General features: G+C 57.7%; 14 protein-coding genes. 9 read left to right on the forward strand and 5 right to left on the reverse strand.

Going from position 1 to position 13,430, the window contains the following annotated elements; all coding sequences use genetic code 11:
• Positions 1 to 51: 51 nt before the first annotated feature.
• From AC2FLB_RS01760 to dusB, 3 genes are read right to left on the reverse strand one after another with little or no spacing between them, the layout of a single operon-like run.
• On the reverse strand, positions 52 to 1,419 hold the full coding sequence (locus tag AC2FLB_RS01760) for a response regulator (RefSeq protein ID WP_496691154.1): 1,368 nt from the start codon (positions 1,417 to 1,419) through the stop codon (positions 52 to 54).
• Positions 1,420 to 1,461: 42 nt separating this feature from the next.
• Complete coding sequence (locus AC2FLB_RS01765; RefSeq protein ID WP_282021918.1) at positions 1,462 to 2,529, reverse strand: two-component system sensor histidine kinase NtrB; 1,068 nt, start codon at positions 2,527 to 2,529, stop codon at positions 1,462 to 1,464.
• Entirely contained in the window at positions 2,526 to 3,509 is a 984-nt protein-coding gene (dusB, locus tag AC2FLB_RS01770; protein WP_282021917.1) for a tRNA dihydrouridine synthase DusB, read from the reverse strand. The genes AC2FLB_RS01765 and dusB overlap by 4 nt, the downstream gene beginning before the upstream one ends.
• Positions 3,510 to 3,693: 184 nt before the next feature.
• Here dusB and AC2FLB_RS01775 point away from each other — a divergent pair, with 184 nt between their 5' ends.
• The 6 genes from AC2FLB_RS01775 to AC2FLB_RS01800 all read left to right on the forward strand — a co-directional run bounded on the left by AC2FLB_RS01775 (position 3,694) and on the right by AC2FLB_RS01800 (position 9,649).
• Positions 3,694 to 4,824, forward strand: a complete 1,131-nt coding sequence (locus tag AC2FLB_RS01775; RefSeq protein WP_496708515.1) for a bifunctional 2-C-methyl-D-erythritol 4-phosphate cytidylyltransferase/2-C-methyl-D-erythritol 2,4-cyclodiphosphate synthase — start codon at positions 3,694 to 3,696, stop codon at positions 4,822 to 4,824.
• The gene (locus tag AC2FLB_RS01780) at positions 4,821 to 5,318 is read left to right on the forward strand and encodes a phosphatidylglycerophosphatase A family protein (RefSeq protein WP_496708516.1); all 498 of its coding nucleotides are present in this window, start codon (positions 4,821 to 4,823) and stop codon (positions 5,316 to 5,318) included. The genes AC2FLB_RS01775 and AC2FLB_RS01780 overlap by 4 nt, the downstream gene beginning before the upstream one ends.
• Positions 5,315 to 5,794 carry a CinA family protein gene (locus AC2FLB_RS01785; RefSeq protein ID WP_496688274.1) on the forward strand — a complete coding sequence of 160 codons (480 nt, stop codon included), beginning with the start codon at positions 5,315 to 5,317 and terminating at the stop codon, positions 5,792 to 5,794. Before AC2FLB_RS01780 ends, AC2FLB_RS01785 begins: the two co-directional genes overlap by 4 nt.
• Positions 5,795 to 5,942: 148 nt before the next feature.
• Positions 5,943 to 7,124 (forward strand): ammonium transporter, encoded by a 1,182-nt coding sequence (locus AC2FLB_RS01790; protein ID WP_496708517.1) that lies wholly within the window; start codon positions 5,943 to 5,945, stop codon positions 7,122 to 7,124.
• A 128-nt stretch (positions 7,125 to 7,252) separates the two neighbouring features.
• Complete coding sequence (locus AC2FLB_RS01795; RefSeq protein WP_142633501.1) at positions 7,253 to 7,933, forward strand: orotate phosphoribosyltransferase; 681 nt, start codon at positions 7,253 to 7,255, stop codon at positions 7,931 to 7,933.
• A gap of 225 nt (positions 7,934 to 8,158) precedes the next feature.
• A complete protein-coding gene (locus AC2FLB_RS01800) occupies positions 8,159 to 9,649 on the forward strand; it encodes a replicative DNA helicase (RefSeq protein ID WP_142633499.1) in 1,491 nt (496 codons plus the stop codon).
• A gap of 3 nt (positions 9,650 to 9,652) precedes the next feature.
• Here AC2FLB_RS01800 and AC2FLB_RS01805 read toward each other — a convergent pair whose 3' ends face one another.
• Entirely contained in the window at positions 9,653 to 10,195 is a 543-nt protein-coding gene (locus AC2FLB_RS01805) for a GNAT family N-acetyltransferase (RefSeq protein WP_496691149.1), read from the reverse strand.
• 232 nt (positions 10,196 to 10,427) lie between these two features.
• On the opposite strand from AC2FLB_RS01805, the gene alr reads away from it, so the two are divergent.
• Genes alr through AC2FLB_RS01820 form a run of 3 tightly spaced genes read left to right on the forward strand, consistent with a single transcriptional unit; the run spans position 10,428 to position 12,984 of the window.
• Positions 10,428 to 11,462: an alanine racemase gene (alr, locus tag AC2FLB_RS01810; protein ID WP_496691148.1), complete on the forward strand. Its 1,035-nt coding sequence runs from the start codon at positions 10,428 to 10,430 to the stop codon at positions 11,460 to 11,462.
• Positions 11,459 to 12,241: an MlaE family ABC transporter permease gene (locus tag AC2FLB_RS01815; RefSeq protein ID WP_496691147.1), complete on the forward strand. Its 783-nt coding sequence runs from the start codon at positions 11,459 to 11,461 to the stop codon at positions 12,239 to 12,241. The genes alr and AC2FLB_RS01815 overlap by 4 nt, the downstream gene beginning before the upstream one ends.
• Positions 12,238 to 12,984: an ABC transporter ATP-binding protein gene (locus tag AC2FLB_RS01820; RefSeq protein ID WP_282021912.1), complete on the forward strand. Its 747-nt coding sequence runs from the start codon at positions 12,238 to 12,240 to the stop codon at positions 12,982 to 12,984. The genes AC2FLB_RS01815 and AC2FLB_RS01820 overlap by 4 nt, the downstream gene beginning before the upstream one ends.
• Here AC2FLB_RS01820 and AC2FLB_RS01825 read toward each other — a convergent pair.
• Entirely contained in the window at positions 12,981 to 13,391 is a 411-nt protein-coding gene (locus AC2FLB_RS01825; RefSeq protein ID WP_281994537.1) for a hypothetical protein, read from the reverse strand. The two genes, AC2FLB_RS01820 and AC2FLB_RS01825, sit on opposite strands and share 4 nt — an antisense overlap.
• Positions 13,392 to 13,430: the final 39 nt, after the last annotated feature.

Below are 13,430 nucleotides of genomic sequence, written 5' to 3' on the forward strand. Positions count from 1 at the left end.
TCGTGGTCGTTGCCCGGTCGAAACCCGGATGCCACGCTTTGTGTGGCGATATTACATCAGTTTGCGCCGCCGTGTCACCTGAATATCGAGCTCTGTTATCTTTTTGCGCAGCGTATTCCGGTTAATCCCTAGAAGATCAGCACATTTTGCCTGATTTCCCCCGGTCGCATCCAAGGCCAGTTCAATCAAAGGCGCCTCAACCTCACGCAAAATACGCTGATACAGACCCGGAGGTGGCAACATATTTCCATGTAGATCGAAATAGCGGCGCAGGTGGCGTTCGACCGAAGCCGAGAGCTTTTCGCGTTCTCCATTGCCCAGCACCGGCTCGGCTTCGGGTTGGCTGCCCAGCACCGACTCGACCTCGGTTTTGGAGATTTCATCGGCGCGGCTGGTCAGGCTCAAACGACGGACCGCATTTTCAAGCTGCCGTACATTTCCGGGCCAGGAATAGCGCCGTACCAGCTCGACCGCATCCGGACTGAACCAGCGTATCGCGCCATGTTCGCGTTCTTCACGCGCCAGAAAATGATCGGCAAGCAAGGTGATATCATCGACCCTTTCGCGAAGGGCCGGAACATGCACTGTCGCACCGCAGAGGCGATAATACAGGTCTTGCCGGACGCGCCCGTTCTCCATGGCTTCGGTCAGGTCCGATTGGCTCGTAGCCATGAACCGAGGAACATGATCGCCTGGAGTGTCCATCATCCGAACGAGACGCGCCTGTAATTCGTCATCAATATCCGCGATCTCGTCGATAAGCAGCGTACCGCCCCGCACCCGTGCCATGACGCGCGCCGGGCCTTCAAGATCCCGCAGGTCGGCGGCAGTGGCCGTTACAAATGGCAGCGTCCTGCGATCGGAAAAATCATGTATCGCTTTGGCGATCAACGACTTGCCCGTTCCACTCTCGCCCGAAATCATGACCGACAGATCGGTGTTCATCACCCGCGCCACCAAGCGATACAGCGCCTGCATCACTGGTGTCCGCCCCACCAGAGGCAGCTCTTCCGGACGCTCTTGGGACGTGTTACCGGCATCTGACGGCGTGCGCTGTTTCTGTTCCAGCGCGCGCGCGGTACGCTTCATCAAATCCGGCAGGTCGAAGGGTTTCGGCAGATAGTCATAAGCTTCCGCCTCGGCTGCCTGGATGGCCGTCATGATCGTGTTTTGCGCCGAAATCACGATGACCGGTAATCCCGGTCGGTCCTGTGCGATTTTTGGCAACATCTCGAGCCCATTGCCATCCGGCATAACTACATCGGATATGACCACGTCGCCTTTGCCCTCGGCCACCCAACGCATCAAAGTGGTCAACGACGAGGTTGCATGCACCTTACACCCAGCGCGTGTCAGGGCCTGTGTCAGAACGGTCCGAATTGTGCGGTCGTCATCTGCAACCAGTACTGTTCCATCCATCAGGTGCTTTCCTTATTCTTGCTCTTTCCGGCGGTTTATTGACTATTTCGCGTCACGCGGCGCGCGTCTCAGAGAGATGCGAAATTCCGTTCGTCCCGGAACCGACTCGGCCGAAATCCAGCCGTCGTGGTCCGAAATGATCTTGCTGACCAGCGCCAGCCCCAGGCCGGTGCCGTTTTCCTTGCCCGACACAAACGGGTCGAATATCTCGCCCCGAATCTTCTCCGGCAGACCGGGGCCGTCATCGGTCACTTCGATTTGCAGTGGCAGAGAATGACCTGACCCGTCGCTGCGTCGCAGGCGGAAAGAATGTTCAAAATACGTCCTTAAACGTATGGTTCCCCCTTTAGGGTCAGCGGCTTCCGAGGCATTCTTTAACAAATTCAAGATGACCTGCAGAAACTGATCCGGGTCGCCATAAGCAAGTGGCAACGACGGGTCGTAATCCTCGATGATCGTCATATGGGCACCGAAACCCAACAGGGCCGACCGCCGTGCCCGATCCAGCACGTCATGTATGTTGACCGGTTTGAAATCGGGCTCAGAGAGATTTCCGAATTGTTCAACCTGCTCCAACAGTTTTACGATACGGCGACTCTCTTCGACAATAAGATCAGTTAATTCAAGGTCTTGCTGCGAGATATTCATGCTGAGAAGCTGCGCCGCGCCGGTAATTCCTGCCAAAGGGTTCTTAATTTCATGCGCAAGCATCTCGGCCATGCCGATCGCCGATTGCGCAGCAGATTTCACCGTGTTTCCACGGGTCATACGCCCAGCAAGTTCACGCGGTGTGATGATCATGATCATTGACCCCGGATGCCCGACAAGCGGCGCGATCTGAAGCGCACATTGCAACGGCGCGCGGTTGCCTGACCCTACATCCACATCGTTCACAAATAGTGGCGTACCTTGATGACGCGCTCTCAGAAACGCTTCTTCTAATGGAGCGTCCACGGCAATCTGATCCCAGACGGGATGCCCGATCACGGATTTGCGCGAGGCATTCAGGAACCCTTCACCGGCGGAGTTTATGTCTGCGATCCGGTCATCTGCATCTATGACAAAGGCAGGAACGGGCAGCGAGGTCCAGATGCTGTGATCCGAGGTCATGCCGCCTCCTCTGCATCACTGCCAAGTGCAACACTCAGCAGGTGCATCACCTCATCCGTGTTGCGCGATGTCAGCACCGCCCGGCGCAACGGGGCCGGTGTTCCAGCCTCATCCATATACCAGCCGAGATGCTTGCGAGCGACGCGCAGGCCCAGATCCAAACCATAAAACCCCAGCATGGCCTGATAATGGGCACGAACCATGTCGATCAGATCACTACCAGCGGGAATGACTGGCGCCTCTGCCCCGTATAACTCATGCCCCATCTGCGCCAGGAGCCACGGTTTACCCTGCGCCCCACGCCCAACCATGACCCCATCGGCGGCGGACTGATCCAGCGCTATGCGTGCAGCGCCAGAATCAACAATGTCACCATTCGCAATCACCGGAATCGAGACCGCTTCTTTGACCGCCCGGATTGCGCTCCAATCGGCATGCCCTTTGTAGAACTGGCAACGTGTGCGACCGTGGATCGTTACCATTTGTATTCCCGCATCCTGCGCCCGCCTTGCCACATCGGGCGCGTTCAGCAATTTGTCATCCCATCCCAGCCGGGTTTTCAGCGTCACGGGCACGTCCACGGCGCTGACAACGGCGTCGATCAATGTCAGCGCGTGGTCAGGCGTCTTCAGTAGGGCCGAGCCCGAATATCCATTTGTCACCTTCTTAGCCGGGCAGCCCATATTGATATCAATCACGCGCGCACCCCGATCAGCGACCTGGCGGGCCGCCTCGGCCATCCAATACGCCTCGCGTCCGGCAAGCTGGACAGCAGTGTTTTCCACATCCGCAGACAGCTCGGCCCGTTCGCGCACACCGGGTTTGGCCTGCACCATTTCCTGGCTAGCCACCATTTCGCTGACCACCATACCGGCACCAAAGCGCGTCACCAGATCGCGAAACGGACGATCAGTGATTCCGGCCATGGGCGCCAGTAGTACGGGCGGGTTCAAATCTTTGTCGGCAAGTCGCAGAGTCAACGTGCTTAATCCTTGAGCAGTTGCAGCTTTGATATCGAATTGAGTGCATATGAACAACAAAACCGCCATGAACAAGCATGCAAAATCATCGTTTGCCTATTTTTTAAGCAGATGAAACCGAGTGATTGCCTCTGCTTTCACCGCACCCTAAACATTGCCCTTAACTCGTCGGAGAGCACGACACATGACGACCGCAGCTATCATTGTCGCCGCAGGACGCGGTCAACGCGCCGGAGGCGGCACACCAAAACAGTGGCGCCATCTGGCAGGTCGTCGGGTGGCCGACTGGACCATCGACCGATTCCGCGGGCAAGTCGATCACATCGTCCTTGTGCTGTCGAAAGAGGATGCCCCCGCCTGGGAAGAATTTGAAAGCACCGAACTGATCCTCGCGGAAGGCGGGTCAGACAGAGCAGGATCGGTGCGCAGCGGGTTGTCGGCGTTGAACGGGATGAATGTGACCCGCGTCTTGATCCACGATGTCGCACGTCCTTGTGTCAGCAACGAGATCATCGATGCCGTTCTGGCCGCTCTGGACAATTTCTCTGGTGCCGCACCTGGCCTTGCGGTGACGGACGCCTTGTGGACAGCAAGCGACACTATGGTCACAGGCACTCAGGATCGATCCGGGTTGCATGCAGCGCAAACCCCGCAGGGCTTTCACTATGACGCAATCGTCGCTGCTCACACCGCGCATCCCGGAGGTTCCGCGGATGACGTGGAAGTCGCGCGCGCCGCCGGGCTGGACGTCTGCATCGTGCCGGGCGATACGGACAACCTGAAAATCACCCGACCCGAGGATTTTGCCAGGGCGGAACGCATATTGGGAACGGATATGGATGTAAGGCTGGGGAACGGCTACGACGTGCATCGTTTTGGTGACGGGGATCACGTAATCCTGTGCGGTATCAAAGTTCCGCATAACCGATCGCTTCAAGGCCATTCTGATGCGGATGTCGGTATGCACGCAGTCACCGATGCGATTTACGGAGCATTGGCACAAGGGGATATCGGACAGCACTTTCCGCCCTCAGATCCCCAATGGAAAGGCGCGGCAAGCGAAATTTTCCTGCGCCACGCGGTCGAGTTGGCCGGGCAGATGGGATATCGTATCTCGAATGTCGACTGCACGCTGGTCTGCGAATACCCCAAGGTCGGGCCTCACGCCGCGGCCATGCGGGCAGAGATGGCGAAGATCATGGAATTGCGCCAGGATCAGATTTCGGTCAAGGCCACAACCTCCGAGCGTTTGGGTTTTACCGGGCGTGGTGAAGGAATTGCTTCTATTGCAACAGCTTGTTTGGTGAAATCATGACCGTTGCACAACTGATTGGCACTGTTTGTGGCGTCGGATATCTGCGACCCGCCCCCGGCACCTGGGGGTCTTTGGTTGCCCTGCTCTTGGTATGGGTTCTGCATACTCTGGGCGGCTTCCCCTTACTGGCGGTCGCGACAGTCGCGGTGTTTTTCGGCGGTCTGTGGGCCACGCGGGTGATGACCGCCGGGCAAGAAGACCACGACCCTTCCGAGATTGTGATTGACGAGGTCGCAGGTCAGTTCCTCGCACTTTGGGCGATATCCTATCCCAGTTGGGCGCACGGGATCGACATTACAGCGCTGTGGCCAGGTTGGGTAACTGGGTTTGTACTGTTCCGCCTGTTCGACATCCTGAAACCCGGCCCCGTGGGTTGGGCTGACCGGCGCGGCGATCCGATGGGCGTTATGCTGGACGATGTGATTGCCGGGGTATTCGCGGCCATAGGCATCATGTTGGCCGCCGGGTTCAGCCACGGAGTTCTGGGGTTGTGACCGTTTCCGACCTGCTAGAAAGCGCCAAAGCGAAAGGGGTGATGATCACCACCGCCGAAAGCTGCACTGGCGGGATGGTCGCTGCGGCTCTGACCGACATCCCCGGCAGCTCTGCGGTCGTTGAGCGCGGTTTTGTGACCTACACAAATACTGCCAAACAGCAAATGCTGGGTGTCCGCAAGGAATCATTGGATGCCTATGGCGCGGTTTCTGAACAGGTCGCGCGCGAAATGGCCGAGGGTGCCTTGCGGAATTCACAGGCGCAACTGGCAGTGTCGGTTACCGGCATTGCAGGCCCGGGCGGATCCGAGTTTAAACCCGAAGGCCGGGTATGTTTTGGTGTGGCCGGTGACGGCATACCACCCATGACAGAAACCGTCGAATTCGGCGCATTGGGCCGCGATCGGGTGCGTCGAGCCGCGCGGGATCACGCGCTGGCATTGCTGTCAAAGGCACTTTTCAGCACTGCCCAATAATCGGGCATGTTCGACAATTTGACGCCCAATTAATCAACTCTTCAAAAAAGGCCCCTGAAATAGGCTGCTTTTTTGGGCTCTGCCTCTTTTTTCCCCAGTCGCAATCCGCTTCAAGCCCCGCCACGCATTCTGTAAAGGAGAGTGGCTGATGAATGGAGCCGATACCGCCTGGATCATAGTAGCAACTGCACTGGTCCTGTTCATGACACTTCCGGGCCTGGCCCTCTTCTATGGCGGCCTTGTACGCGCCCGCAACGTGCTGAGCGTGTTCATGCACTGCTTTAGCATCGCCTGCTTGATGAGCATTCTCTGGCTGGTCGCAGGATATTCCATCGCCTTCGGCCCCGGTGTAAGCGGGATTTGGGGTGGGTTGGGCAAGGCCTTTCTGAATGGTGTTGATGCCGACAGCCTGGCCGGCACCCTGCCCGAAATTCTGTTCTTTGCCTTCCAGATGACCTTTGCCATTATCACCCCCGCCCTGATCGTCGGTGCTTATGTCGAACGGGTCGGCTTTGGCTTTGTTCTGACCTTCTCTGCCCTGTGGATGCTGCTGTGTTATGCGCCGGTGGTGCATTGGATCTGGGGCGGCGGAATGCTGAGCGATGGCGGCATTTTTGGCGAGATTGGTGTGCGAGATTTCGCCGGTGGCATTGTGGTGCATGAAACGGCAGGTCTGGCCGCTTTGATCATTGCCGTTGCACTCGGCCCGCGCCGCAATCGCACAACACCTCCGCATAATCCGGGCTATGTCATGATCGGCGCCGCAATGCTGTGGGTCGGCTGGTTTGGGTTCAACGGCGGCTCGCAACTGGCGGCAGATGGTGGTGCGGCGATGGCGATGACCGTGACGCATCTTTCGGCGGCCACTGCATCCCTGACCTGGGCCTTGTGGGAGAAAATTCGCTTTGGCAAAGCCTCGATGGTGGGTCTTGTGACCGGAACCATCGCCGGTCTCGCCTCGATTACCCCAGCATCGGGTTTCGTCGGCCCGGTTCAGGCGCTGATCATCGGCGGAGTCGCAGGTATCCTGTGTCAGGAAGCGGTCTATGTCATGCGCAACATTTTGAAAATCGACGACACGCTGGACGTGTTTGCGGTGCATGGCGTTGGCGGCATCTTTGGCACGATCATGATCGCCTTGTTCGGCCTGGGTACCTGGACCGCGCAGCTTGGCGGGCTGGCAATCGTGGGCGTCTTTACCGCTGTGGTGACCTTTGTGCTGATCAAGCTGGTCTCAGCCGTCACGCCGCTGCGTGTGGATGCCGAGACTGAGACCAATGGCCTTGACTTGTCGGTGCATGGCGAACGTGCCTACGACATGTCAAGCTAATCACCAAGTCATTATGAAAGCTTACAGCGGGCCCCATTCGGGCCCGCTTTTCTTTTGCCTGCCCTCTCGACTCTGACGGCAGCAGCAGGCTATCAGCCCCGAAGGTTTTTCAGCTCAGAGGTCCCGCCATGATCCCCAGTTCCTTTCCCGACAGCACCGAAATCGCCCGTCTGACCGCGCGGATGCTACTGGAAATCAAGGCCGTTCACTTCAATTCGCGCGAGCCATTCACATTGGCCAGCGGACTGCCCAGCCCGACCTATATCGACTGCCGAAAGCTGATCTCGTACCCGCGCATCCGGTCTACTCTGATGGATTTCCTGACCGTTACAGTGATGCGGGATGCGGGCTTTGAAGCGTTCGATAATATCGCTGGCGGCGAAACTGCGGGCATTCCCTTTGCCGCGATGGTCGCTGAACGCATGGCCCTGCCGATGACATATGTGCGTAAAAAGCCCAAAGGCTATGGCCGCAACGCCCGGATCGAAGGCGCGATGAACGAGGGCGAGCGTGTGTTGCTGGTTGAGGATCTGACCACCGATGGCGGATCCAAACTGTCCTTCGTTGATGCGATCCGCGAAACCGGCGCGACCTGCGGGCATACGGCGGTGATCTTCTATTATGGCATCTTTCCGGAAACCGAGAAAACTCTGGGCGATCATGGGGTGAAACTGCATTCGCTGTGCACCTGGTGGGATGTTCTGGCCGAGGCCAAAGCACAGAAAGCCTTTGATACGGAAACACTTGACGGTGTCGAAGCCTTCCTGAACGACCCGCGCGGCTGGCAAGAGGCCAATAAACCTTCCTAAACCTGTTGTGGATGGATTGGGGATAAGCGCCAAAGAATCGGCTGAGCATATACGATATCTGGTGACTTTTTCCCGCTTTCCTACATAATAGGCCAAGCACACCACAGCGTCCAAACTGTCTGGAAAGTTATCCCTAGGCCTTACCCCCAGTTAGCCACAGGTATTTCCAGATAGCTTGCAATGGCGTTTCGCGTATAGAACCTCGGGACGGGCAGCGGGGACAAAATGAACGAGATAAGCAGCATCGAGCAGGCAGCGGCACAGATCCAAAACGCCGATACCATGCCGCATTCTATTGAGGCTGAACAACAGCTTCTGGGTGCGATCCTAACCAATAATGATCTGTATGACCGGGTCGCCTCGATCATCGGGGCCGAGCATTTCTATGATCCGGTCCATGCGCGTATTTACGAGGTCGCCGCGACCCGTATCGCCAAGAACGCGCTGGCCTCGCCCGTCACGCTGAAATCTTTCATGGCCGAGGATGAAGGCCTGAAGGAACTGGGCGGTCCGGCCTATCTGGTCAAGCTGGCCGGGGCCTCGATCAGCGCGTTTGCGGTGCATGACTATGCCCAGATGATCTATGATCTTGCCATCCGGCGCGAGTTGATCCGGCTTGGCCGCGATATCTCGGACAAGGCGGCGCGGGTCGATGTGGCGAGCGAGCCCAAGGAACAGATCGTCGAGGCTGAACAGCAGTTGTATCAGCTGTCTGAACAAGGCCAGACTGAACAGGGGTTTCAATCCTTCCTCAAGGCGGTCACCGAGGCTGTCAACGTCACCAACGAGGCCTATCAGCGCGGTGGTGGAATGGCCGGGATTTCCACCGGTCTGACCGATTTGGACAAGCAGTTGGGTGGCTTGCACCCGTCAGACCTGATCATTCTGGCCGGGCGTCCGTCGATGGGGAAAACCTCATTGGCGACAAACGTGGCGTTCAACGTGGCCAAAGCGTACAAGCGCGGGCTGAAACCCGACGGCACCGAAGGCGCGATTGACGGCGGCGTTGTCGGGTTCTTCTCATTGGAAATGAGCGCCGAGCAGTTGGCGGGCCGGGTTCTGGCCGAAGCCTCGGAAATCTCGAGCCACAAGATCCGCCAGGGTGACATGACCGAGGGTGAGTTTCGCCGCTTTGTTGATGCAGCCAAGGAGTTGGAAGCCTGCCCGCTGTTCATTGACGACACCCCGGCCCTGCCGATCTCGCAGCTTGCCGCCCGTGCGCGGCGGTTGAAACGGACCCACGGTCTGGACCTGCTGGTGATCGACTATCTGCAGCTGTGTCGCGGCATGGCCGAAAACCGCGTCAACGAAATCGCTGAGATTTCGATGGGCATGAAAGCCATTGCCAAGGAACTGAACATCCCGGTCATCGCATTGTCTCAGCTATCCCGACAGGTTGAAAACCGAGACGACAAGCGCCCTCAACTGTCCGACCTGCGGGAATCAGGCTCGATCGAACAGGATGCCGACGTGGTGATGTTCGTGTTCCGCGAGGAATACTACAAAGAACGTGAAAAGCCCGGCGATCATGAGTTGGAGAAGATGGAAGAGTGGAAGCAGGCCATGGAACGCCTGCACGCCAAGGCCGAAGTAATCGTTGGCAAACAGCGCCACGGCCCCATCGGTACGGTCGAGCTGTCCTTCGAAGCACAGTTCACCCGCTTTGGGAACCTCGTCAAACCCTGGCAGCAGGACGGTCAGATCGAAGGCTACTGACCGTCACCAAAGGTCAGGTCGGTCAAACGCGCTGACACAGCGTGACGGCCCCACTATCGGATCAGCATGTGAACCAGACAGAGATTGCCCTAGCCATCCGATCGGCTGGCTAAGCGGCATTGGCGGCTGCGCGAATGCCTCAGAAATGGGCAGGAAACCGGTTTTGCCGTAATACGACGGGTCTCCGTAGGTTATTGCAAAATCGACGCCTTGGGCCCGCAGTTGGTCCAGACCAAAGGTGATCAGCTTCTGCCCGACCCCACCCCGTTGCCGATCCGTCCGCACGGCCACGGGCGACATCAGAAACACCCGTCGCGGATCCTGATCAAAGGTCAGGCGCGAGAATATGATACATCCCAGAAGATCGCCCCCATCAGTCGCAACACATCCCTGCAGATCCTGATCGGGCTCGGTTTTCAGCAATTCCCTGATCAAAGATTGAATGGCCTGTCCTTCCTCGCCCCCCTCAGAGGCAGAGAACACATCATAAAAGAAATCAGGCAACCTACTGCTCTGGTTTTTGTACCCAAACGAGAGTTCAATCATGTTTTCATCCCAACAGGCCCCTTTGGGCATTAGTGAACGATCACCTTGACCCGATCATGGTTGACCACGATGTGCGCACAATAGTGATTTGGCGCCCTCAGATGTTCAATACGCAGATTTACGCTGTTTCAACCCGCTTCCCGGCCTCAAGGTGCCGTTATGCGCAACGTACAGGTCAATTATCGCTGCGACCCCCCTTGACCTGACGCGATCCAATGTCATGAACAGACGCATGAGTACTGCACGCTTAACGATCAATCTTTATACGCTGGCCAGCAACTGGCAGGCGCTTGATGCAAAGACGTCCTGTGAAACGGGTGCCGTGGTCAAGGCCGACGCCTATGGCCTGGGCGCTGGTCCTGTCTCTGCCGCACTTGCTGAAGAAGGTGTCAGAAATTTCTTTGTCGCGGCTGCCGAAGAAGGCGCTGCCGTGCGCGAGGCTGTCGGGCCCGACGCAACGATAAGTGTTTTTTCCGGGCATATGGAAGGCGACAGCGACCTACTGCTCCAACACAATTTGACGCCATTGCTGAATTCGTCCGAACAGTTCCGCCGCCATCGTCAGGCCTTACCTGAACACGCCTTTGGAATCCAGTTGGATACCGGCATGAATCGCTTGGGGATTGAGCCTGCGGACTGGGCCGCGTTGCGCACCGAGATTGAGCCGCTTAATCCGTCGCTGGTGATGTCGCATCTCGCCTGTGCGGATGAGCCTGACAACCCGATGAATCGCCACCAACTGCGCGTGTTCCACGAATTGACCGATGGAAGTGCGGCCCCCAGATCGCTTGCGGCCACCGGCGGTATCCTTCTGGGCAGCGACTATCACTTCGACCTTTGCCGTCCCGGCATCGGGATGTATGGCGGACAACCCTTTGCCGATGCGAAACCCGTCGTCACCGTCGACCTTCCGGTCATTCAGGTGCGCGAGGTCGATCCCGGCGAAAGTGTGGGGTACGGCAACAGCTGGGTCGCGCGGCGCAAATCCCGTATTGCCACGGTTGCGGCCGGGTATGCGGACGGGCTGCATCGTGCAATCGGCGGTGGCATCGACGCCTTTGTAGGAGGCCAGCCCTGCCCCGTTGTTGGCCGGATCTCGATGGATCTGATCACCATCGACGTAACGGATCTGCCCGAGGATCCGGAACGCCTGCGCATTCTGAACGGGCATCAGACAGTGGATGATCTGGCCGAGGCCGCAGGCACCATCGGGTATGAAATTTTGACATCGCTAGGCGCACGCTACTCTCGGGGCTATATCGAATGAACCCTCTTTCAATGCTGGGCGGGTTGGGACGTACAGCCCTGTCTTTGCTTGCAAATTTCGGCAAGGTCGCTCTGTTCTTTGCAGACGCGATTTCACATATTTTCCGCCCCCCCTATTATCCGCGCGAATTTGCGGTCGCTCTGATGAATATCGGTTGGATGTCCCTGCCGGTGGTTGGCCTGACGGCGATATTTACCGGCGGTGCATTGGCGCTTCAGATCTATGCAGGTGGTGCGCGTTTCAATGCCGAAGCTGTGGTGCCACAAATCGTAGCGATTGGCATGGTGCGCGAGCTTGGGCCTGTTCTGGGCGGTCTTATGATTGCGGCGCGGGTCACATCCTCCATCGCCGCCGAAATCGCGACCATGAAAGTGACCGAGCAGATCGACGCGCTGGTAACTTTGTCCACCCATCCGATGAAATACCTCACCGCGCCGCGGGTGCTGGCCGCCGTCATCACAGTGCCGATTCTAGTTGCGGTTGGCGATGTGATCGGCATTGCGGGCGGATATATCGTGGCGACCCAAAGCCTGGGCTTCAACGCCGCGGCCTACCTGCAAAACACCATGAATTTCCTCGAATTTCATGACATCGTCTCCTCGCTTACCAAGGGCGCGGCCTTTGGCCTGATCACTGCGACCATGGGCTGCTACTACGGCATGAATTCGGGCCGGGGCGCGCAGGGCGTTGGCGCTGCGACCAAATCTTCGGTCGAGGCTGCCGCAATCATGATTCTGGCTGCAAACTTCGTTCTGACAGGGGTGTTCTTCTCGATATGATCCGGATGGAGAATGTACATAAAGCCTTTGGGTCCAATCAGGTCCTCAAAGGCGTCAATATCGAGATCCCCAAGGGCACCTCGATGGTCATCATCGGCGGATCGGGCACCGGCAAATCGGTGGCACTGAAATGCGTTCTTGGCCTGATCAAACCCGATAGCGGCACGGTCTATGTAGACGGTAAAGACGCCACCAAAGGCGACCGCGATGCCTTTCTGGCCCGGTTCGGAATGCTGTTTCAGGGCGGTGCGCTGTTCGACTCGCTGCCCGTCTGGCAAAACGTCGCCTTCCGCCTGCTGCGCGGCTCGCTCAAACGTCCCGTGGACGAGGCGCGCGAGATCGCCATCGAGAAACTGCGCCGCGTGGGTCTGAAAGCGGATGTGGCCGATCGTTTCCCGGCCGAACTGTCGGGCGGTATGCAAAAACGCGTAGGCCTGGCCCGCGCCATCGCCGCCGAGCCCGAGATCATTTTCTTCGATGAGCCCACCACCGGCCTTGATCCCATCATGTCCGGTGTCATCAACGACCTGATCCGCGAGATCGTTACCGAAATGGGCGCCACCGCGATGACCATCACCCACGACATGAGCTCGGTCCGCGCGATTGCCGATAACGTCGCCATGCTGCACGGAGGCGTGATCCAATGGACCGGCCCCGTCGGGCAGATGGACGCCTCGGGCGACCCCTATGTGGAACAGTTCATCAGCGGGAGTGCTGAGGGGCCGATAGAGGCGGTGCGTTAGACAGGCGCACCTTTCCTTTCTTGTTTCAAGTTCTCGTAGGCTTCTTTTACATAATCTAGCCGCAGCAAATATTTCCCACGCGGGACCACAAAATCTGGCGTCTGAATCCGGGCAAGCGCCAATGTTTGACCCAGATGAGTTCCCGAAAACAGAACGTAATTGGGATCTTGCCCTGAAAATCGATTGTAAATTTTTCCACCGAACCAACGCGCCCTGCGTTGCGCCTGCAGCGCTTCCTGGAGGCGAAAATGCATTACGCCAAACAACTGTTCGCGATCAAATGGCATAATGTCTGCAGCGACACTTCCCGCTGAAAGAACCCCCGCGAGGCCAACAGTTATAGCCTCGCTAACCCCCTTCTGGGTTGGGGACGGGCCTTCGACAATTTTTATAACAGGTTCAGCCATATAAATTTTTTCGTAAACAAAGTGATGTGTATCAATAGC

Source organism: Ruegeria sp. CDSA236 (assembly GCF_059611285.1).